The organism is Streptomyces sp. SAT1, assembly GCF_001654495.1.
Taxonomy (GTDB): domain Bacteria; phylum Actinomycetota; class Actinomycetes; order Streptomycetales; family Streptomycetaceae; genus Streptomyces; species Streptomyces andamanensis.
Map to the genome: position 1 here is coordinate 6146852 of NZ_CP015849.1, position 20325 is coordinate 6167176.

Genomic DNA, 20325 nt, shown 5'->3' on the forward strand with positions numbered 1-20325 from the left:
ACACCTCACGACCGACGGAACGCCTCCCCCCACCCCACAGGAGCCGCCTCATGTCCAAGCCCCCGCTGCCCGCCGAGGCCGTCGCCCTGCTGCGCCGTCCCAACCCCTGTGTCATGGCCACCCTGCGCGCGGACGGCGCGCCGGTGTCCACGCCCACCTGGTACGTGTGGGACGACCCGCGCGTGCTGATCAGCCTGGACGAGGGCCGGGTGCGCCTCGGGCATCTGCGCCGCGACCCGCGCGTCACCCTCACCGTCCTGAACGGCGACGACTGGTACACGCACGTCACCCTGATCGGCCGGGTCGCCGAGCTGCGCCCGGACGACGGCCTGGCCGACATCGACCGGATCGCCCGGCACTACACCGGCGAGCCCTACCCCGACCGGGTCCGGCCCCGCGTCAGCGCGTGGATCGAGGTGGACCGCTGGCACGGCTGGGGCGCCCTGAAGGACAGCGGCCAGGCGTCCACCTGAGTCCGGCCGGGCGCCGCGCACCGCGACGGCGCCCGGCACCGGCCCGCCCCGGAGCAGCCGGGGGAGCGGCGGGGCGCGGTGGAGGAGCGGCCGGAGGAGGGGGAGGAGGGCCGTCTCTCGGGGGTGATCCGGAGCCGCCCTGGGCACCCAAGGTCCATGTCGGATTCTCGCCAGCCCAGCGGGGCGCCGATGCTGTTTCCTGGAGCCATGCAGAAGGGGATGCACACCGACCGGACGCGCTGCGTACGCGCCGTCCAGTCCAAGGACGCACGCTTCGACGGCTGGTTCTTCACCGCCGTCCTGACCACTCGCATCTACTGCCGGCCCAGCTGCCCCGCCGTGCCGCCCAAGCCGGAGAACATGACCTTCCTGCCGAGCGCGGCCTCCTGCCAGCAGGCCGGGTTCCGCGCCTGCAAACGCTGCCGCCCCGACACGAGCCCCGGCTCACCGGAGTGGAACCGGCGCGCGGACCTGGTGGCGCGCGCCATGCGGCTCATCGCCGACGGCGTCGTGGACCGCGACGGCGTACCGGGCCTCGCCACCCGTCTCGGCTACAGCACCCGCCAGATCGAACGCCAGCTCCTGGCCGAACTCGGCGCGGGACCGCTCGCGCTCGCCCGCGCCCAGCGCGCCCAGACCGCCCGGCTGCTGATCGAGACCACCGCGCTGCCGATGGCGGAGATCGCCTTCGCCGCCGGTTTCTCCTCGATCCGCTCCTTCAACGACACCGTGCGGGAGGTCTTCGCGCTCACCCCGAGCGACCTGCGCACCCGCGCGCCGAAGGCTCCCGCCGGCCGGGCGGCGCAGCCCGCCGCCCCGGGCGCGCTCACCCTGCGCCTCCCCTTCCGCGCCCCGCTCAACCCGGACAACCTCTTCGGCCATCTCGCGGCCACCGCCGTCCCCGGCGTCGAGGAGTGGCGCGACGGCGCCTTCCGCCGGACGCTGCGGCTGCCCTACGGCCACGGCATCGCCGCGCTCACCCCGCGCCCGGACCACATCGCCTGCCGGCTCACCCTCAGCGATCTGCGGGATCTGCCCGTCGCCATCAGCCGCTGCCGCCGGATGCTCGACCTCGACGCCGACCCGGTCGCCGTCGACGACCAGCTGCGCGCCGACCCCGTGCTCGCGCCCCTGGTCGACAAGGCTCCCGGCCGCCGTGTGCCGCGCACGGTCGACGAGGCCGAGTTCGCCGTCCGGGCCGTGCTCGGCCAGCAGGTCTCCACGGCCGCCGCGCGCACCCACGCGGCGCGCCTGGTCACCGCGCACGGCGAGCCCGTCGACGACCCCGAGGGCGGCCTCACCCATCTCTTCCCCGCCCCCGGGGCACTGGCCGTCCTCGACCCGGAGTCGCTGGCCATGCCCCGAACCCGGCGCACCACCTTCACCACCCTGGTCGGCCGGCTCGCGGACGGCAGCCTGCGTCTGGGCGTGGAGAGCGACTGGCCCGAGACCCGCGCCCAGCTCCTGGCCCTGCCCGGCTTCGGCCCCTGGACGGCCGACGTCATCGCGATGCGCGCCCTCGGCGACCCGGACGCCTTCCTCCCCACCGACCTCGGCATCCGCCGCGCCGCCCGGGAGCTGGGCCTGCCGTCCACCCCGGCCGCCCTCACCGCGCGCGCCGCCGCCTGGCGCCCCTGGCGGGCCTACGCCGTGCAGTACCTGTGGGCCACCGACAACCACCCGATCAACTTCCTGCCCGTCTGACGCGCCCGCCGAGCCTGTCCCACCTGCCTGTTCCACCCGCCCGTCCCACCTGCCTGTCCCACCTGCCCGTCCGATCCGCCCGTGCGAGGACGCACCGCCATGAAGCAGCACACCGTCATCGACAGCCCCTACGGCCCGCTCACCCTCGTCGTCGACGACGGGGTCCTGTGCGGTCTGTACATGACCGACCAGCGCCACCGCCCGCCCCAGGAGTCCTTCGGTGAACCCGCTGACGGCACCGGACCCCTCGGCGCGGCGGCGGACCAGCTCGACGCCTACTTCTCCGGCCGCCTGCGGGAGTTCACCCTCCCCCTGCGGCTGGCCGGCACGCCCTTCCAGCGCCGGGTCTGGGAGCAGCTGTGCCGGATCCCGTACGGCGAGACCCGCACCTACGGCGAACTCGCCCATGCCCTCGGCGCCCCCGGCGCCTCCCGCGCGGTCGGCCTCGCCAACGGCAAGAACCCCATCGGCATCATCGTCCCCTGCCACCGCGTCATCGGCGCCGGCGGCAGCCTCACCGGCTACGGCGGCGGCCTCGCCCGCAAGCGCCGCCTGCTCGACTTCGAACAGGGCGCCGGCGCCGGCCTCTTCTGAGGCCCGCCCGCCCCGACCGGCCCCCTGCCCGCCCCGCCCTCAGGCGCCTCGGGCGCCGCCGTCGCGCAGAGCGGCCAGCAGCGCGGGCAGGGCCGTCCCGATGGGCTCGCGGATCACCTCGTCGGCGATGCCGTCGTACGGGGTCGGCTCCGCGTTGACGATGACGAGCCGGGCGCCGTGCTCGGCGGCGAGAGCGGCCAGCCCGGCCGCCGGCTGCACCTGGAGGCTGGTCCCGACGGCGATGAACACCTGGCACGCCTTGGTGATCGCGACGGCCTCGCCCAGCACGACCGGATCGAGCCGTTCGCCGAACATCACCGTGGCCGACTTCAGGATCCCCCCGCACTCCCGGCACGGCGGATCGTCCTCGCCCGCCTCGACCCGGGCGAGGGCGTCGGCCATGGAGCCGCGCGCGTGACACCGCGTGCAGACGACGGAGCGCACGCTGCCGTGCAGTTCCAGCACCTTGCGCGCGGGCATCCCGGCGAGCTGGTGCAGCCCGTCCACGTTCTGCGTGATCACCCGGACCGGTACCCCGGCCCGCTCCAGCTCGGCCACGGCCCGGTGCGCGGCGTTCGGCTCGGCCGTCAGCGCGCGGTTCTTGCGCCGCAGCTGCCAGGACCGCCGCCGGATCTCCGGATCGCCCATGTAGTACGTGTACGTCACGAGCTTCTCGGCCTCGGGGTCCTTGCGCCAGACCCCGTTCGGGCCGCGGTAGTCCGGGATGCCGGAGTCGGTGGAGATCCCGGCCCCGCTGAGCAGGGCGACGAGGGGCTTGGTCATGCGACCGAGGGTAGGGCGGGCCGGGCGGCCGGGCGAACGAATATCCGGGGGCGGTCCGGTGGCCGGGGCCGGGTCAGCCGACGCGGTGGCCGTTCTCCAGTTCCGCCGTGTCGCCGCCGCGGGTGAGCACGTCGAGGGCGGTCAGGACACGGCGGCCCAGGGACCCCGGCAGATGGGCGGCGAGGTCGTCGCGTGCCACCAGGCGCCAGGAGAGCAGTTCCTCCTCCTGGAGCCGGATCGCCTTCAGGTCCTCCGCGGCCAGGACCCCGCCGTCGTAGACGTAGGCGACCAGCGGCGGCCGGGCGGTGCCGGGCACCCAGTCGACCGCGAGCAGCCGGCCCGGTTCGCGGTCCAGGCCGATCTCCTCCAGCGTCTCGCGGCGGGCTCCCTGGCGGGGGCTCTCGCCGGTGTCCGACTCGATGGTGCCGCCCGGCAGCGTCCACCCGTCCCGGTAGTTGGGCTCGACGAGCAGCACGCGGCCCCGCTCGTCGCGGAAGAGGGTGGCGGCACCGGCCAGGACGCGGGGGAGACCGGCGATGTAGGTGGCGTAGTCGGGGAGGTCAGGAGTCGTCATCCGACGAAGGGTAGCGGGGGTGGCACCGCCGGGGCCGCCGAGGCCGCGGGCGGGCCCGCTCCCGGGCCGTCCGCCCCTTCTCAGCCGGCGGGCGGGGCATGACGGCGGGGGGCGTCGCCGGTTATGGTCGCAGCGGCGCGGCTGGCCCCCTGACGTGCGGGGCCCGGAGAGCAAGGGGAATGCAAGGTGGCGGACGCTCCAGTGCAGGGCACCCGCAGGGTGCTGGTTGCCGCGGACAAGTTCAAGGGCTCGCTGACGGCCGTACAGGTCGCCGAGCGGGTGACGGCCGGGTTGCGCAGGGTGGTGCCGGACCTGGAGGTCGAGGCGCTGCCCGTGGCCGACGGCGGGGACGGCACCGTGGACGCGGCGGTCGCGGCCGGTTTCGAGCGCCGGGAGGTACGGGTCACCGGGCCCCTCGGCGAGCAGGTGACGGCGGCGTTCGCGCTGCGCGGCGACACCGCCGTCGTGGAGATGGCCGAGGCCAGCGGGCTGCAGCGGCTCCCGGAGGGAGTGTTCGCGCCGCTGACCGCGTCCACGTACGGCTCGGGCGAGCTGCTGCGGGCCGCGCTCGACGCGGGGGCGCGCACCCTCGTCTTCGGCGTCGGCGGCAGCGCGACCACGGACGGCGGCGCGGGCATGCTGTCCGCGCTGGGCGCGCGCTTCCGGCGCGCCGACGGTACGCCGCTCGCGCCCGGCGGCGGCGGTCTCGCCGATCTCGCGCACGCGGATCTGTCGGACCTGGACCCGCGGCTCGCCGAGACCGAGTTCGTGCTCGCCAGCGACGTCGACAATCCGCTGACCGGCCCGAAGGGCGCCCCGGCGGTCTACGGGCCGCAGAAGGGCGCCTCGCCCGAGGACGTGGCGGCCCTGGACGCGGCCCTCGCGCACTACGCGAAGGTGCTGGAGGAGGCGATCGGGCCCCGGGCCGCCGCGTACGCGGCCTCGCCCGGCGCCGGGGCGGCCGGCGGCATCGGTTACGGCGCGCTGATCGTCGGCGCCCGGTTCCGCGCCGGGATCGAGGTCATGCTCGATGTGCTCGGCTTCGCGCCCGCGCTGGAGCGGGCGTCTCTGGTGATCACCGGCGAGGGCTCGCTGGACGAGCAGACCCTGCACGGCAAGGCGCCGGCCGGGGTCGCCGCCGCCGCGCGCGCGGCCGGCAAGGAGGTCGTCGCGGTGTGCGGGCGGCTCGCGCTGGCACCGGAGGCGCTGGGCCGGGCGGGGATCCGCCGGGCGTACGCGCTGACGGACGTCGAGCCGGACGTGGCCCGGTGCATCGCGGAGGCCGGTCCGATCCTGGAGCGGGTCGCCGAGCGCATCGGCGCGGACTTCCTGGGCTGAGCTGCCGTATCCATGGGGAAGGGCCCCGGAACCGTACGGTTCCGGGGCCCTTCCCTCTCGCGGGTCGCGGCGGCTACGGCAACTGGGCCGCGCGTGCCTCGCGCCGGTTGTCGCGGAAGTTGTTCACCCGGCGGGCCGTGGCGAACAGCGGGATGACCGCGCCCATCACCAGCTGGAGCGCACAGCCGGTCTGGAGCAGCAGCTGACCGCTCGGGGCGTCGAAGGCCCAGGCGGCCAGCAGGCCCATGGACAGCACGATCCAGGAGAGCATCGCCACCGCGAGGCGGCCCCGCGGCTTCGGGTACTCCACGCGGCTCACCATCAGCCACGCGGTGCCCACGATCGCCAGCAGCGTCGCCACGAAGGGCAGCTCCAGCAGGACGACGGAGACCACCGTCAGCGCGCCGAACGGCGAGGGCATGCCCTGGAAGACGCCGTCCTTCATGGTCACGCAGGAGAATCTGGCCAGGCGCAGGACGACCGCGAGGAGCACCACGATCGCGCCGAGCGCCGCCATCCGCTGGTGGGCGTCGTCGGCGACCATGCCGTAGACCAGGACGAAGTACGCCGGGGCCAGGCCGAAGCTGATCAGGTCGGAGAGGTTGTCCAGCTCCGCTCCCATGGGGGAGGAGCGCAGCTTGCGTGCCACCAGGCCGTCGAACAGGTCGAAGACCGCCGCGCACAGCATCAGGATGACCGCCGTGGCGGCGCTGTGCCGGGCCATGCCGTTCTCCTGGCTCCCGGTGAGGTGCGGGATCAGGATGCCGGTGGTGGTGAAGTAGACGGCCATGAAGCCGCACGTGGCGTTGCCCAGGGTGAGGGTGTCCGCTATCGAGAGGCGGAGCGAGAGAGGCATCTCCTCCTCGTCGTCCAGCTCGTCGGCCTCGGGCACCCAGCCGGCCTGGGTCTCTGGATCAATCACGGTCAATGCGAGTCACCCCAGCCACGGTCTTCTGGCCGACCTCGACCGCGACCTCCACACCCTCGGGCAGGTACAGGTCGACGCGGGAGCCGAAGCGGATCAGACCGATCCGCTCGCCCTGCTCGACCTTGGTGCCGGACGGGATGTAGGGGACGATGCGGCGGGCCACCGCGCCGGCGATCTGGATCATCTCGATGTCGCCGAGCTCGGTGTCGAAGTGCCAGACGACCCGCTCGTTGTTCTCGCTCTCCTTGTTGAACGCCGGAACGAACCCGCCGGGGACGTGTTCGACCGAGGTGACCGTGCCGGAGAGCGGGGCGCGGTTCACATGGACGTTCAGCGGGCTCATGAAGATAGCGACGCGGGTACGGCCGTCCTTCCACGGCATGATGCTCTGCACCACACCGTCGGCGGGCGAGATGACCCGGCCCTGGGCGATCTCGCGCTCGGGGTCGCGGAAGAACCACAGCATCCCCGCCGCGAGCGCGGTGGCGGGGACGGCCACGGCCTTGGCCACGCCCGAGCGGCGGGCGCGGACCAGGCTGACGGCTGCGGTGGCGACGGTCGGCAGAAGCCACGGCGATGCTCCGCGCGCGAGGCGTACGCCGGCGAGGCTGTCGCGAGGTGCAGAGGTTTGGCTGTGGGGCATGGATGACCTTCGTAGCGGATGATGCCGCGCTCTCGACGGGGGACGGCGGCTTTCCGCGATCGTAGCGGTTAAGGGCCACAACTGGGTAAGCCGGGAAGCCGAGTCGGCGGCCGAAGACCGCTGACGGGGTGTGATCTTCTTCTCGGTGAAAACACCCCGTATGCGGACATTCAGCCCTGGATTCGATACTCTTCGAGCAGTCGCCGGCCGATGATCATTTTCTGGATCTCGGCGGTACCTTCACCGATGAGCAGCATCGGCGCCTCGCGGTACAGGCGCTCGATCTCGTACTCCTTGGAGAAGCCGTAGCCGCCGTGGATCCGGAAGGCGTCCTCGACGACCTCCTTGCAGTACTCGGAGGCCAGGTATTTCGCCATGCCCGCCTCCAGGTCGTTGCGCTGTCCGGAATCCTTCTTCCGGGCCGCGTTCACCATCATCGCATGGGCCGCCTCGACCTTGGTGGCCATCTCCGCCAGCTTGAACTGGATGGCCTGGTGCCGGGCGATCGGCTTGCCGAAGGTGTGCCGCTGCTGGGCGTAGCCCACACCCAGCTCGAAGGCGCGCCGGGCGACCCCGCAGCCGCGGGCCGCCACGTTCACCCGGCCGACCTCGACCCCGTCCATCATCTGGTAGAAGCCCCGGCCGGTGGCGCCGCCGAGCACCCGGTCGGCCGGGACCCGCAGCCCGTCCATGATCAGCTCGGTGGTGTCGACGCCCTTGTAGCCCATCTTGTCGATCTTCCCGGGGATGGTCAGACCGGGCCGGACCTCGCCGAAGCCGGGCTCCTTCTCCACCAGGAAGGTCGTCATCGACTTGTGCGGGGCCGTCCCCTCGGGGTGACCCTCGTCACTGCGCACCAGCACCGCGACCAGCGAGGACGTACCGCCGTTGGTCAGCCACATCTTCTGCCCGGTCAGGACGTACTCGTCGCCGTCGCGCACCGCCTTGGACGTGATGGCCGACACGTCCGAGCCGAGCGCCGGCTCCGACATCGAGAAGGCGCCGCGGATGTCGCCGAGGGCCATCCTCGGCAGGAAGTGGTCCTTCTGCTCCCGCGTGCCGTGCTGCTTGAGCATGTACGCGACGATGAAGTGGGTGTTGATGATGCCGGACACCGACATCCAGCCGCGCGCGATCTCCTCCACGCACAGCGCGTACGTCAGCAGCGACTCGCCCAGGCCCCCGTACTCCTCGGGGATCATCAGACCGAACAGCCCCAGCTCCTTGAGGCCGTCCACGATCTGCTGCGGGTACTCGTCGCGGTGCTCCAGCTCGGTCGCGACCGGGATGATCTCCTTGTCGACGAAGTCCCGCACGGTCGAGACGATCTCCTGCTGGACGTCGGTGAGACCGTGGGTCTGGGCGAGACGGCTCATCTACTTCCCCTGTTCCTTCAGCTCGGGCCGGCCGGGCTGCTCTCCCCCAGTGCCTGAATGGCCTGGGAGGGGCCCCCAGCCGCGCTCCTCGATGTACGTCCCGGTCGGCACCATCACCTTGCGGCGGAAGACGCACACGAGGGTGCCGTCCTGCTTGTAGCCCTTGGTCTCGACGTGCACGATGCCGCGGTCGTCCTTCGACTTCGACGGCCACTTGTCCAGCACCGTCGTCTCGCCGTAGAGCGTGTCGCCGTGGAAGGTCGGCGCCACGTGCCTGAGCGACTCGATCTCCAGGTTGGCGATCGCCTTGCCGGAGACGTCCGGCACGGACATGCCGAGCAGCAGCGAGTAGATGTAGTTGCCCACGACGACGTTCCTGCCGAAGTCCGTCGTCGACTCGGCGTAGTGCGCGTCCAGGTGGAGCGGGTGGTGGTTCATGGTGAGCAGACAGAACAGATGGTCGTCGTACTCGGTGACCGTCTTGCCGGGCCAGTGCTTGTAGACCGCGCCGACCTCGAACTCCTCGTAGGTGCGTCCGAACCGCATCGCGCTCAGCCCTCCGGGATCTCGAACTTCGACGTGCGCCGCATCCCGGCCGCCCGTCCCTTGCCCGCGACGACCAGGGCCATCTTGCGGCTGGCCTCGTCGATCATCTCGTCGCCGAGCATCGCCGAGCCCTTCTTGCCGCCCGCCTCGGACGTGCAGTACTCGTACGCGTCCAGGATCAGCTCGGCGTGGTCGTAGTCCTCCTGCGAGGGCGAGAAGACCTCGTTGGCCGCCTCGACCTGGCCGGGGTGCAGCACCCACTTGCCGTCGAAGCCGAGCGCGGCGGCGCGCCCCGCGACCGTGCGGAAGCCGTCGATGTCGCGGATCTGGAGATAGGGGCCGTCGATCGCCTGGAGGTCGTGGGCGCGGGCGGCCATCAGGATCTTCATCAGGATGTAGTGGTAGGCGTCCGCCGGATAGCCGGGCGGCTGCTCGCCCACGACCAGCGTCTTCATGTTGATGGAGGCCATGAAGTCGGCCGGTCCGAAGACGATCGTCTCCAGGCGCGGGGAGGCCGCGGCGATCTCGTTGACGTGGTTGAGGCCCTGCGCGTTCTCGATCTGCGCCTCGATGCCGATGCGGCCCACCTCGAAGCCCATGGTCTTCTCGATCTGCGTCAGCAGCAGGTCGAGCGCCACCACCTGCTGGGCGCTCTGCACCTTGGGCAGCATGACGCAGTCCAGGTTCTGGCCGGCGCCCTCCACCACGGTGACGACGTCCCGGTACGTCCACTCGGTCGTCCAGTCGTTGACCCGGACCACCCGGGTCTTGCCCGTCCAGTCGCCCTCGTTGAGGAACTTGACGATGGTGTGCCGCGCCTCGGGCTTGGCCAGCGGCGCGCACGCGTCCTCCAGGTCCAGGAAGACCTGGTCGGCGGGGAGTCCCTGCGCCTTCTCCAGGAAGCGCGGGTTGCTGCCCGGGACGGCCAGGCACGAGCGCCGCGGACGCAGACGGTCGGCCTGGGGAGCGGGGCTGGTCATACGGGAACCTCCAGGGGGTCGAGCTTGTTCGCTTTCCGGATCTCGTCGACGATGCGACCGATGATGCCGGTGATGTCGAAGTCCTTCGGGGTGAAGACGGCGGCCACTCCGGCGGCCCTCAGCTGTTCGGCGTCACCGCCTGGGATGATGCCACCGGCGATCACCGGGATGTCTGTGGCACCGGCCACACGCAGCCGCTCCAGCACGTCCGGCACCAGCCGCGCGTGCGAGCCGGACAGGATGGACAGGCCGACCGCGTGCACGTCCTCGGCGAGCGCCGCGTCCACGATCTGCTCGGGGGTGAGCCGGATGCCCTGGTAGACCACCTCGAACCCGGCGTCACGGGCCCGTACGGCGATCTGCTCGGCGCCGTTGGAGTGGCCGTCGAGACCCGGCTTGCCGACCAGGAAGCGCAGCTTGCCCACGCCCAGTTCGCGCGCGGTCAGGTCCACCTTGCGACGCACCCCGGACAGGGCCGAGCCCTCCTCGGCGGTGACGGCCACCGGCGCGGACGACACCCCGGTCGGCGCCCGGAACTCGCCGAACACCTCGCGCAGCGCCCCGGCCCACTCGCCGGTCGTCACCCCGGCGCGGGCGCACTCCAGAGTGGCCTCCATCAGGTTCTCCGTGCCCGCGGCCGCCTCCTTGAGCCGGTCGAGCGCCTGCCGCACGGTCGGGAAGTGGAACGGATCGCCCATGCCCTGCCGGTCGGAGGACTCCTGGCGCGTGGTGCGCCACTGCTCGACCGCCTCGACGACGCGGTCCTCGACCGCCGGGTCCACCGTCTGGATCGCCGTGTCGAGATCGGCGGTGAGCGGGTTCGGCTCGGTGCCCTCGAAGATGTTGACGCCGATGATCTTCTCCTGGCCGGACTCGATCCGGCCCCGGCGCTCGGCGTGCGAGGCGACCAGCTGCGACTTCAGATAGCCGGACTCCACGGCGGCCAGCGCGCCGCCGAGGCGCTGGATGTGGTCCATCTCGCCGAGCACCGTGCGGACCAGCTCGTCCACCTTCGTCTCGATCACCTTCGAACCCTCGAAGATGTCGTCGTACTCCAGCAGGTCGGACTCGTAGGCGAGCACCTGCTGGATGCGCAGCGACCACTGCTGGTCCCAGGGGCGGGGCAGGCCCAGGGCCTCGTTCCAGGCCGGCAGCTGCACGGCGCGGGCGCGGGCGTCCTTGGAGAGGGTGACGGCCAGCATCTCCAGGACGATCCGCTGGACGTTGTTCTCCGGCTGCGCCTCGGTCAGGCCGAGCGAGTTGACCTGGACGCCGTAGCGGAAGCGGCGGTGCTTGGGGTTCTCGATGCCGTAGCGCTCCCGGGTGACCTGGTCCCAGATGCGGCCGAAGGCGCGCATCTTGCACATCTCCTCGATGAAGCGGACCCCCGCGTTCACGAAGAAGGAGATCCGGCCCACCACCTCGCCCATGCGCTCCGGCGGCACCTGGCCGCTGTCGCGCACCGCGTCCAGGACGGCGATCGCCGTGGACATCGCATAGGCGATCTCCTGCACCGGTGTGGCCCCGGCCTCCTGGAGGTGGTAGCTGCAGATGTTGATCGGGTTCCACCGGGGGATGTGGGAGACGGTGTACGCGATCATGTCCGTCGTCAGGCGCAGCGAGGGACCCGGCGGGAACACATGGGTGCCCCGGGACAGGTACTCCTTGACGATGTCGTTCTGGGTCGTGCCCTGGAGCCGGGTGATGTCCGCGCCCTGCTCCTCGGCGACGACCTGGTAGAGCGCCAACAGCCACATCGCGGTGGCGTTGATGGTCATCGAGGTGTTCATCTGCTCCAGGGGGATGTCCCGGAACAGCCGGCGCATGTCACCGAGGTGCGCGACCGGCACGCCGACCCGGCCGACCTCGCCGCGCGCGAGGACGTGGTCGGGGTCGTAGCCGGTCTGCGTCGGCAGGTCGAACGCCACCGACAGGCCGGTCTGGCCCTTGGCGAGGTTGCGCCGGTACAGCTCGTTGGACGCCTCGGCCGTGGAGTGGCCGGCGTAGGTGCGCATGAGCCAGGGCCGGTCGCGCTCCTTCGGCGGCTGCGCGGTCTGACGCTCAGTCATGGGTCCCTCAGACGTTCCGGAAGCGGTTGATGGCGTCGGCGTGCCGGGCGCGCAGCTCCGTGTCGCGCACCCCGAGGCCCTCCTCGGGGGCCATGCAGAGCACGCCGACCTTGCCCTGGTGGGCGTTGCGGTGCACGTCGTGGGCGGCCTGCCCGGTGTCCTCCAGGGCGTAGACCTTGGAGAGCGTCGGGTGGATCTTCCCCTTGGCGATCAGACGGTTGGCCTCCCACGCCTCGCGGTAGTTGGCGAAGTGCGAGCCGATGATGCGCTTCAGCGACATCCACAGGTAGCGGTTGTCGTACTCGTGGTGGTAGCCCGAGGTGGAGGCGCAGGTGACGATGGTGCCCCCCTTGCGGGTGACGTAGACGGAGGCGCCGAAGGTCTCGCGGCCGGGGTGCTCGAAGACGATGTCGACGTCCTCGCCGCCGGTGAGTTCGCGGATGCGCTTGCCGAAGCGCTTCCACTCGCGCGGGTCCTGCTCGTGCTCGTTCCTCCAGAACCGGAAGTCCTCGGCGGTGCGGTCGATGATCGCCTCGGCGCCCATGGCCCGGCACAGCTCGGCCTTCTGCGGCGAGGAGACGACACAGATCGGGGTGGCGCCGCCGGCCAGCGCGAACTGCGTGGCGTACGAGCCGAGTCCGCCGCTCGCGCCCCAGATGAGCACGTTGTCGCCCTGCTTCATGCCGGCGCCGTTGCGGGAGACGAGCTGGCGGTAGGCGGTGGAGTTGACCAGGCCGGGGGCGGCGGCCTCCTCCCAGCTGAGGTGGTCCGGCTTGGGCATCAGCTGGTTGGACTTCACCAGTGCGAGCTCCGCCAGGCCGCCGAAGTTGGTCTCGAAGCCCCAGATGCGCTGCTCGGGGTCGAGCATGGTGTCGTTGTGGCCGTCGGACGACTCCAGTTCGACGGACAGGCAGTGCGCGACGACCTCGTCGCCGGGGTGCCAGGCGTTGACGCCGGGCCCGGTGCGCAGGACCACGCCCGCGAGGTCGGAACCGATGATGTGGTACGGCAGGTCGTGGCGGCGGGTCAGCTCGCTGACCTTGCCGTAGCGCTCCAGGAAGCCGAACGTGGACAGCGGCTCGAAGATCGAGGTCCACACCGAGTTGTAGTTGACCGAGGAGGCCATGACGGCCACCAGGGCCTCGCCCGGCCCGAGTTCGGGCAGGGGCACCTCGTCGAGGTGCAGCGACTTGCGCGGGTCCTTGTCGCGGGTCAACAGCCCGGCGAACATCTCCGTCTCGTCCTTGTGCACGGTGATCGCGCGGTACGACTCGGGGAGCGGCAGGGCGGCGAAGTCGGCGGACGTGGCGTCCGGGGACTGGATCGCGTCCAGGATGTCCTTCACGGTCACGGTGTTGCCTCCGGCGGTGAGCGCCCTGAGGGAGGGGCGCTGAGGGGGTACGTCGGTGCTGCTGAGGGGTGCAGAGGAGGTGCCGTCGGTCCGGCGGGTGCCGCGGGTGCGGCGGCTGGTGCGTGGCGGCGCTTTGTGGCGCGGGAGGGTGCCTGTGACGCAGGCGTCAGGGCGCGCAGGCGGTGGGCCTGCCGGGACAGCCCGGACACCTTCAACGTATGACACCGCGTGTCAGCTGACAAGGCACTGAGTGCCAGATGTTGCGCTCAGGTGAAATCTTTACCCGACAGACGAGCGATGATCGATCGTGCGCGGGTGGAGGATCGCTCGAAAACAGGCCCGGACACGCCAAAACGGCCACCCCCGAGGGGGCGGCCGTCGGCACAGCGGTCGTGGCTCAGCGCTCCCTCAGCGCCTCCTCGATGGCGCGCATGACCTCGTCCAGCGGGGCGTCGGTCCGGGCGACCGTCACCAGCACCTCGCCCTGCCGGGAGACGGCGGCGGGCGACACGGGCGCTCCGGGCGCCCCGGCCGAGGAGGCGGCGGTGGCCGGCGCCGCCGTGGTGCGGCCGGCCCCGATCCCGGTCCCGAAGGTCCTGCGGACGATCGCGAACGCGTGGTCGAGCTGGGTCTCCACGTCGCCCCGGCCGTCCGCCCGCAGCCAGCGCCGCAGCACGTGGTTGTGCGCCGTGACCACCGCCGAGGCGGCGACCTCGGCCAGCAGCGGATCGTCGTTGGCGTCGTCGGCGTGCGCCCGCTCGTCGAAGTGCCCCAGCAGATAGCGGGTGAACAGCCGCTCGTAGCGGGCCACCGAGGCGATCTCCGCCTCGCGCAGCGTGGGCACCTCGCGGGTCAGCTTGTAGCGGGCGACCGAGATCTCCGGCCGCGCCGCGTACATCTTCATGACCTCCTTGATGCCGCGGCACACCGTGTCGAGCGGATGCTCGTGCGCGGGGGCGGCGTTCAGCACCGCCTCGGCCCGGATCAGGGTGTCGTCGTGGTCGGGGAAGATCGCCTCTTCCTTGGAGCGGAAGTGGCGGAAGAAGGTGCGGCGGGCGACCCCGGCCGCCGCGGCGATCTCGTCGACCGTGGTCGCCTCGTACCCCTTCGTCGCGAACAGCTCCATCGCGGCGGCGGCCAGCTCCCGGCGCATCTTGAGCCGTTGCGCGGCGGCGCGGGAGCCCGCGGCGCTCTCCGGCGCGTCGGGCGTGGCGGGGGTGCGTGAGGACTTGGCGGGCTGGGGCATGACCTGAACGTACTGCATGGGCGCGGCCCGATGCGCAGGTCCCCGGCCTTCACCACCCTGGCCGGGCGGGGGCGGGGCGGCCGGGTCCAGCAGGCCGCCCCACTCCCTCGCGGCCCGGAACCGCTCGCTGCCCGGCCCGCACCGCTCCTCTGCCGGCCGCGATCGTCCCTCCGCGGGCCGGGACCGGCCGCCGGAGCGGTCAGCGCCGGGCATGCTCACGGAAGCCGCGGCCCGTCTTGCGGCCGAGGCAGCCCGCGGCCACCAGATGCTCCAGCAGGGGCGCCGGGGCCAGGCCCGGGTCGCGGAACTCGCGGTGCAGCACCTTCTCGATGGCCAGCGAGACGTCCAGACCGACCACGTCCAGCAGCTCGAAGGGCCCCATCGGATAGCCGCCGCCCAGCTTCATCGCCGCGTCGATGTCGTCGAGGCTCGCGTAGTGCTCCTGGACCATCTTGATCGCGTTGTTGAGGTACGGGAACAGCAGCGCGTTGACGATGAAACCGGCCCGGTCGCCGCAGTCCACCGGGTGCTTGCGGACCTCGGCGCACACCTCGCGGACCGTGGCGTGGGCGTCGTCCGCCGTCAGCACCGTACGCACCACCTCGACCAGCTTCATGGCCGGGGCCGGATTGAAGAAGTGCATGCCGACCACGTCCTGCGGGCGCGAGGTGGCACGGGCGCAGGCGATCACCGGCAGCGAGGACGTGGTGGTGGCGAGCACCGCGCCCGGCCTGCAGACCTTGTCCAGCGTCGCGAACACCTGCTGCTTGACGGCCAGGTCCTCGGCGACGGCCTCCACCGCCAGGTCGACGTCCGCGAAGTCGTCGTACGTGCCGGTGGCCGTGATCCGGTCGAGGGCCTGCGCGGCGGTCTCGGCGCTCATCCGGCCCCGGTCCACCGAGCGCGCCAGCGAGCCGCCGATCCGGGCCCTGGCCGCCTCCGCCTTCCCGGCGGTGCGCGCGGCGAGCACCACCTCGTAGCCCGCCTTCGCGAACACCTCCGCGATGCCCGACGCCATGGTGCCCGAGCCGGCCACCCCGATCACGCGCACGGGCCGGCCGGGGGCGGGCGCGTCGCCCTCCGGCGGGGTGAGGGCGTCCCGCACGAGGGTGCCGCTGCCCGGCGACTCGTAGGTGTAGAAGCCGCGCCCCGCCTTGCGGCCGGTCAGGCCCGCCTCGCTGAGCTGCCTGAGGATCGGCGCGGGCGCGTGCAGCCGGTCGTGCGAGGCGGCGTACATGGCCTCCAGGACGGTGCGCGCGGTGTCCACGCCGATCAGGTCGAGCAGGGCGAGCGGGCCCATCGGCAGGCCGCAGCCGAGCCGCATCGCGGCGTCGATGTCCTCCCGTGAGGCGTACTTGGCCTCGTACATCGCGGCGGCCTGGTTGAGGTAGCCGAACAGCAGCCCGTCGGCGACGAATCCGGGCCGGTCGCCGACCGCGACCGGCTCCTTGCCCAGTTCGGCGGCGAGGTCGGTGACGGCGGCGACGGCCTGTGGCGAGGTCAGCACCGAGGAGACCACCTCCACCAGCCGCATCGCCGGGGCCGGGTTGAAGAAGTGCAGGCCGAGCACGCGCTCGGGACGGGCCGAGTCGGCGGCGAGCCGGGTCACCGACAGCGCGTTGGTGCCGGTCGCCAGGATGGTCCCGGGCCGCACGACGCGGTCCAGCTCGCGGAAGATCTGCTGCTTGATCTCGTACGACTCCGGCGCGACCTCGATGACCAGGTCGGCGTCGGCGGCGGCGGACAGATCGGCCGAGGTGCGCACGCGGGCGAGGACGTCCGCGCGCTCCTGCTCGGTCAGCCGGCCGCGCGCCACGGCGCGGGCGGTGGAGGACTCCAGGGCGGCGACGGACCGGGCGGTCGCGGCCTCGTCGATGTCGATGCCGACGACCTCGCGGCCGGCGCGGGCCAGGACCTCGGTGATGCCGGTGCCCATGGTGCCGAGGCCGACGACGGCCACGGTCTTGAGCGGGGACAGGGGGGTGTCGGGGCGGGGAGCGGCCATCGCGGGACTCCAGGAATGAGGGGTGACGACTGGGAACGCGACCGGGTGCGCCGAGCGGGCGCACCGGGTGCGGAGGGAGGGGGTGCGGGTGTTGCCGGGCTGCCGAGGACCGTCAGGTCCTGGCGCACACGCCCGGGAGCCCGCGCCGCGGACGCGCACACGCCCGTGCGGCACGAGGCCGGCCGGCTCTGTCCCGGAGCCGGGTCGTACAGCGGTACACGCGCCGGTACCAGGGGCACCGGACCGACAGCACTCGCGGTGGCTGCGTCACCAGGCCGCCACGAGTCGATACGAGTGGGTAACTCGCTCGTCTGAGCTTAACCGGTGGGTAACGAGCGCGCTAGGGCCTGTCGTCGCGGGGCAGGCGGGAATTTGACGACAGGCCCTAGCCCCCTGAGTTTGCTGCGCGCGGGGTGTCCCGTGCGGCCCGGCACGCCTCTATCGTGGCCTTCGTGGACGAAGAGTTGCGATCACTCACGGAACGCTTACGGCAGGAGTCCGGGGGGACGGCCGAGTACCGGCGACTGGCGCGGACCGAGGACCCGGACGAGCTGGCCGCCGTCCTGACCGCCGCGGGACGGCCGCTGTGGGCCAGGGAACTGGCCGCTTTCCGGCTGGGCCTCGCGGGTGACCGGCGCGCCTTCGAGTCCCTCGTCCTGCTGCTCAACCACCGCGACCCGCCGCGCTGCGCGAGCGCCGCGTACGCCCTGGGCCGCCTCGGCGACCCCCGCACGGCCCGCGCGGCGGCGGCCCTCGCCACCAACGAACTCCGCGTCGCCTACGCCCTGCACCCCGTGCGCCTGCTCGTCACCCTGCGCGCCCCGGAGTCCGTGCCCGCGCTGATCACCACCCTGCGCCGCCGGCTGCACCCGCACGACCCCTACCGCCGGGTGGCGCTGGCCTGTGTGGAGGGCCTCGGCGCCCTGGGCGACGCCCGCGCCCGCCCGGTCCTCGACGAGGCCCTGGCCCACCCGTCCCTGGCCGAAGCGGCGATCCATGCCCTGGCCCGCCTCCCGAAGCGGAACTGACCCCGCCTCAGCCGGTCAGCTCCCGGACATACCGCACCTCCGGCACGGCGACACCGTCGACGTCGGAGGAGTCGACCGCGCCGTCGGCACGGAACCCGGCGCGTTCGTAGAAACGCCGAGCGCGGGCGTTGCCCTCCACCACCCACAGGGACATCCGCCGGTGGCCGGCCGCGGCGCACCGGCGCATGGACTCCGTCAGCAGCGCGTACCCGATGCCGTGGCCATGCCGGCGCACGTCGACGTAGAGGGCGTACAACTCGGCGCCTCCGGTCGTGCCTTCGCCGTCCCGGCAGGGGCCGTGGCAGGCCCAGCCGAGGACTTCGCCGTCGTCGCCCGGCTGCCCCGACCGCCCCGGCGGGCCGGGAGGTGCCCCGACGGCGACCAGGTCGGTCGTCCCGCTGTCGTGCCGCGCGAGGAGTGCGCGGCGCAGCTCGGCGTCCCGCTCCACGCTGAGCGCGTCCAGGAAGGAGCGCGGCATCAGGTCCCGGTACGCGGTGCGCCAGCCGTGGACGCGGATCTCGGCCACGCGGTCGCAGTCGGCGAGGGCCATCTCGCGCACCCGGGGTCCGCTCACCCGCTCACCCGCTCACGACCGCGAACGCCTCGATCTCCATCAGGAATTCGGGGCGCACCAGGGCGGCGACCTGGACGGCGGAGGAGGCGGGGAGGCGGTCGTCGGGTATGTGGGCGGCGCGGGCCGTGCGGATGGCGGGGAGGTGGGCGATGTCCGTGACGAAGTAGGTGAGTTTGACGACGTCGTCGAAGCCGGCGCCCGCGGCGGCCAGGCAGCGGCGCAGGTTCTCGAAGACCTGGCGGGCCTGGGCCGCCGGGTCGCCCTCGCCGACCAGCCGCCCGTCCTCGTCCAGGGCGAGCTGGCCCGAGACGGCGACGAGGCGGCCGGTGCCCATGACGACGTGGGAGTACGGGGGTGCGGGGGCGACGCCCTCGGGCGCGGGAATTCTGGTCAGCTCGCTCATGCCCCCATGGTGGACCATGGGTGTGACAGCCGGACCCCGCCCCCGCCCCGAGGGTGCGTCAGGTGGTCAGCCGCGGAAGCGGACCAGGTCGTGCAGGGCCGCGGCCCCGCGCGCCCCACCCGTGCCGTGCGCGGGCGCCGCGGCCTTGCCGCTCAGCGGTTTCGGGTCGGGCGTCTTCGGGCACACGGCGTCGGCCGCCGCGCCGCCTTGGGCGCGCGGCACGGTGCCGTCGCGCAGATACGCCGCCAGATGCCCGTCCAGGCAGGTGTTCCCGCTCAGCGTGACGCCGTGGTTGCCGCCGCCCTCCTCGACGACCAGCCGGGACCCGGCCAGCATCCGGTGCACCCGTACCCCGCCCTCGTACGGCGTGGCGGCGTCGTCGGTCGCCTGGAACAGGAGCACCGGCGGCAGCGCGTCGTTGGCGATGTCCACCGGACGCTCGGCGGATACCGGCCAGAACGCGCACGGCGCGTTGTACCAGGCGTTGTTCCAGGCCATGAACGGCGCCTTGTCGTGCACCGCCCAGGTGTCCGCGCGCCACTGCCGCCAGTCGCGCGGCCAGGCGGCGTCACGGCACTGCACCGCCGTGTAGACGCTGTAGCCGTTGTCCCCGGAGGCGTCCACGGCGCCGAGGTCGTCGTAGGCCGCGACCAGCGCGTCGCTCTTCCCGTCCTTCGCGTACGCGGCGAACGCCTGGGCGAGCAGCGGCCAGTAGCCGTTGTAGTAGCCGCCGGGCATGAAGGTGTCCTCCAGTTCGGAGGCGCCCACCTTCCCGCCCGCGGGCTCGCGTGCGAGCGCCGCCCGCATCGCGTACCACTTCGCCTCGACCACCGCCGGATCGGTGCCCAGCCCGTAGGCGGCGTCGTTGCGGGCGACCCAGGCCAGGAACGCCCGGTGGCGGGCGTCGAACGCCACGTCCTGCCGCAGGTTGTCCTCGTACCAGATCCCGGCCGGGTCGACGACCGAGTCCAGCACCAGGCGGCGCACCCGGTGCGGGTACAGCTTGGCGTACACCGCGCCGAGGTAGGTGCCGTAGGAGTAGCCGAAGTAGCTGAGCCGCGGCGCCCCGAGGGCCTCGCGGACGGCGTCCATGTCCCGGGCCGCGTCCACGGTGTCGATGTGGGGCAGCACGCTCGCGTACTTGCGCGCGCAGGCGTCGGCGAAGGAGCGCACCCGCGCGAGGCCGGCCTGTTCGAGGGCCGGGGTGGCGGGCACCGAGTCCGGGCGCACCGCCTTGAAGTGGCCCGGCGCGCAGTCCAGTGCCGGGCCGCTCTCGCCCACCCCGCGCGGGTCGAAGCCGACGACGTCGTACTGGGCCGCGACCGCCTTCGGCAGCGCCGAGGCGACGAAGGCGGCGAGGGAGAGCCCGCTGCCCCCGGGTCCGCCGGGGTTGACCAGCAGCGGGCCCTGAGAGGTGTGCGCGGTGTGCGGGATGCGGGTCAGTGCCAGCGAGACCTGCCGCCCGGACGGGGCGCGGCGGTCCAGCGGCACCCGCACGGTGCCGCACTGGAGGGTCGGACGGTCGGTGGTGCCGCACTTCTTCCAGCTGATCCCGGCGGCCGGGGCGGCTGCGGGGTGCGCGGTGCGCGCGTCGGCGGGGGCGGCGGTGACAGAGCCGGCCACGACGAGCGCGGCACCGCACAGTACGGCGGCGCGTCTTCTCATGCGTCCTCCCAGGACGGAGAGGCTGCGGACCGCGCGTCCCGCGAT

19 protein-coding genes are annotated in these 20325 nt (G+C 72.8%); 5 read left to right on the forward strand and 14 right to left on the reverse strand.

The window, feature by feature from the left end:
* The first annotated feature begins 50 nt into the window (after positions 1–50).
* The 3 genes from A8713_RS26315 to A8713_RS26325 all read left to right on the forward strand — a co-directional run bounded on the left by A8713_RS26315 (position 51) and on the right by A8713_RS26325 (position 2771).
* Positions 51–473, forward strand: coding sequence for a PPOX class F420-dependent oxidoreductase (locus tag A8713_RS26315; protein WP_064536040.1), 423 nt, complete (start codon positions 51–53; stop codon positions 471–473).
* Between the two features lie 207 nt (positions 474–680).
* A complete protein-coding gene (locus A8713_RS26320; RefSeq protein ID WP_269466123.1) occupies positions 681–2177 on the forward strand; it encodes an AlkA N-terminal domain-containing protein in 1497 nt (498 codons plus the stop codon).
* Positions 2178–2276: 99 nt separating this feature from the next.
* Positions 2277–2771 carry a methylated-DNA--[protein]-cysteine S-methyltransferase gene (locus A8713_RS26325; RefSeq protein ID WP_064536041.1) on the forward strand — a complete coding sequence of 165 codons (495 nt, stop codon included), beginning with the start codon at positions 2277–2279 and terminating at the stop codon, positions 2769–2771.
* Between the two features lie 39 nt (positions 2772–2810).
* On the opposite strand, the gene A8713_RS26330 is transcribed toward A8713_RS26325, so the two are convergent.
* Together A8713_RS26330 and A8713_RS26335 are read right to left on the reverse strand one after the other, a co-directional pair.
* Positions 2811–3554: a Sir2 family NAD-dependent protein deacetylase gene (locus A8713_RS26330; RefSeq protein ID WP_064536043.1), complete on the reverse strand. Its 744-nt coding sequence runs from the start codon at positions 3552–3554 to the stop codon at positions 2811–2813.
* Positions 3555–3627: 73 nt separating this feature from the next.
* The gene (locus A8713_RS26335; RefSeq protein WP_018571709.1) at positions 3628–4128 is read right to left on the reverse strand and encodes an NUDIX domain-containing protein; all 501 of its coding nucleotides are present in this window, start codon (positions 4126–4128) and stop codon (positions 3628–3630) included.
* A 219-nt stretch (positions 4129–4347) separates the two neighbouring features.
* Between A8713_RS26335 and A8713_RS26340 the strand changes: the two genes are divergently transcribed.
* The gene (locus A8713_RS26340) at positions 4348–5466 is read left to right on the forward strand and encodes a glycerate kinase (protein WP_064537724.1); all 1119 of its coding nucleotides are present in this window, start codon (positions 4348–4350) and stop codon (positions 5464–5466) included.
* Between the two features lie 73 nt (positions 5467–5539).
* On the opposite strand, the gene pssA is transcribed toward A8713_RS26340, so the two are convergent.
* From pssA to A8713_RS26385, 9 genes are all read right to left on the reverse strand, one after another.
* On the reverse strand, positions 5540–6358 hold the full coding sequence (pssA, locus tag A8713_RS26345; RefSeq protein ID WP_018571711.1) for a CDP-diacylglycerol--serine O-phosphatidyltransferase: 819 nt from the start codon (positions 6356–6358) through the stop codon (positions 5540–5542).
* A gap of 22 nt (positions 6359–6380) precedes the next feature.
* Entirely contained in the window at positions 6381–7037 is a 657-nt protein-coding gene (locus A8713_RS26350) for a phosphatidylserine decarboxylase (protein WP_026253206.1), read from the reverse strand.
* A 170-nt stretch (positions 7038–7207) separates the two neighbouring features.
* Positions 7208–8413, reverse strand: coding sequence for an acyl-CoA dehydrogenase family protein (locus A8713_RS26355; protein ID WP_064536045.1), 1206 nt, complete (start codon positions 8411–8413; stop codon positions 7208–7210).
* Positions 8414–8959, reverse strand: a complete 546-nt coding sequence (locus A8713_RS26360; RefSeq protein ID WP_064536047.1) for a MaoC family dehydratase — start codon at positions 8957–8959, stop codon at positions 8414–8416.
* A gap of 5 nt (positions 8960–8964) precedes the next feature.
* Positions 8965–9939, reverse strand: coding sequence for an HpcH/HpaI aldolase/citrate lyase family protein (locus tag A8713_RS26365; RefSeq protein WP_064536048.1), 975 nt, complete (start codon positions 9937–9939; stop codon positions 8965–8967).
* Positions 9936–12008, reverse strand: coding sequence for a protein meaA (locus A8713_RS26370; protein ID WP_064536049.1), 2073 nt, complete (start codon positions 12006–12008; stop codon positions 9936–9938). The genes A8713_RS26365 and A8713_RS26370 overlap by 4 nt, the downstream gene beginning before the upstream one ends.
* 7 nt (positions 12009–12015) lie before the next feature.
* Complete coding sequence (gene ccrA, locus A8713_RS26375) at positions 12016–13353, reverse strand: crotonyl-CoA carboxylase/reductase (RefSeq protein WP_173860997.1); 1338 nt, start codon at positions 13351–13353, stop codon at positions 12016–12018.
* 403 nt (positions 13354–13756) lie between these two features.
* The gene (locus tag A8713_RS26380; RefSeq protein WP_064537725.1) at positions 13757–14605 is read right to left on the reverse strand and encodes a TetR family transcriptional regulator; all 849 of its coding nucleotides are present in this window, start codon (positions 14603–14605) and stop codon (positions 13757–13759) included.
* A 199-nt stretch (positions 14606–14804) separates the two neighbouring features.
* Entirely contained in the window at positions 14805–16610 is a 1806-nt protein-coding gene (locus tag A8713_RS26385) for a 3-hydroxyacyl-CoA dehydrogenase family protein (protein ID WP_064536052.1), read from the reverse strand.
* A gap of 452 nt (positions 16611–17062) precedes the next feature.
* Here A8713_RS26385 and A8713_RS26390 point away from each other — a divergent pair, with 452 nt between their 5' ends.
* Positions 17063–17638 carry an adenylosuccinate lyase gene (locus tag A8713_RS26390; RefSeq protein WP_064537726.1) on the forward strand — a complete coding sequence of 192 codons (576 nt, stop codon included), beginning with the start codon at positions 17063–17065 and terminating at the stop codon, positions 17636–17638.
* 7 nt (positions 17639–17645) lie between these two features.
* Here the strand turns inward: A8713_RS26390 and A8713_RS26395 are convergent, their stop codons facing one another.
* From A8713_RS26395 to A8713_RS26405, 3 genes are all read right to left on the reverse strand, one after another.
* Complete coding sequence (locus A8713_RS26395) at positions 17646–18212, reverse strand: GNAT family N-acetyltransferase (protein WP_064536054.1); 567 nt, start codon at positions 18210–18212, stop codon at positions 17646–17648.
* Between the two features lie 4 nt (positions 18213–18216).
* The gene (locus A8713_RS26400) at positions 18217–18615 is read right to left on the reverse strand and encodes a RidA family protein (RefSeq protein WP_064536056.1); all 399 of its coding nucleotides are present in this window, start codon (positions 18613–18615) and stop codon (positions 18217–18219) included.
* A gap of 66 nt (positions 18616–18681) precedes the next feature.
* Positions 18682–20280, reverse strand: a complete 1599-nt coding sequence (locus tag A8713_RS26405) for an alpha/beta hydrolase (protein ID WP_064537727.1) — start codon at positions 20278–20280, stop codon at positions 18682–18684.
* Between the last annotated feature and the right edge of the window lie 45 nt (positions 20281–20325).

Coding starts and splice junctions, on each gene's coding strand:
- A8713_RS26315 (WP_064536040.1), top strand. CDS start 51: ATGTCCAAGCCCCCGCTGCCCGCCGAGGCCGTCGCCCTGCTGCGCCGT.
- A8713_RS26320 (WP_269466123.1), top strand. CDS start 681: ATGCAGAAGGGGATGCACACCGACCGGACGCGCTGCGTACGCGCCGTC.
- A8713_RS26325 (WP_064536041.1), top strand. CDS start 2,277: ATGAAGCAGCACACCGTCATCGACAGCCCCTACGGCCCGCTCACCCTC.
- A8713_RS26330 (WP_064536043.1), bottom strand. CDS start 3,554: ATGACCAAGCCCCTCGTCGCCCTGCTCAGCGGGGCCGGGATCTCCACC.
- A8713_RS26335 (WP_018571709.1), bottom strand. CDS start 4,128: ATGACGACTCCTGACCTCCCCGACTACGCCACCTACATCGCCGGTCTC.
- A8713_RS26350 (WP_026253206.1), bottom strand. CDS start 7,037: ATGCCCCACAGCCAAACCTCTGCACCTCGCGACAGCCTCGCCGGCGTA.
- A8713_RS26355 (WP_064536045.1), bottom strand. CDS start 8,413: ATGAGCCGTCTCGCCCAGACCCACGGTCTCACCGACGTCCAGCAGGAG.
- A8713_RS26360 (WP_064536047.1), bottom strand. CDS start 8,959: ATGCGGTTCGGACGCACCTACGAGGAGTTCGAGGTCGGCGCGGTCTAC.
- A8713_RS26365 (WP_064536048.1), bottom strand. CDS start 9,939: ATGACCAGCCCCGCTCCCCAGGCCGACCGTCTGCGTCCGCGGCGCTCG.
- A8713_RS26370 (WP_064536049.1), bottom strand. CDS start 12,008: ATGACTGAGCGTCAGACCGCGCAGCCGCCGAAGGAGCGCGACCGGCCC.
- A8713_RS26380 (WP_064537725.1), bottom strand. CDS start 14,605: ATGCCCCAGCCCGCCAAGTCCTCACGCACCCCCGCCACGCCCGACGCG.
- A8713_RS26385 (WP_064536052.1), bottom strand. CDS start 16,610: ATGGCCGCTCCCCGCCCCGACACCCCCCTGTCCCCGCTCAAGACCGTG.
- A8713_RS26400 (WP_064536056.1), bottom strand. CDS start 18,615: ATGAGCGAGCTGACCAGAATTCCCGCGCCCGAGGGCGTCGCCCCCGCA.
- A8713_RS26405 (WP_064537727.1), bottom strand. CDS start 20,280: ATGAGAAGACGCGCCGCCGTACTGTGCGGTGCCGCGCTCGTCGTGGCC.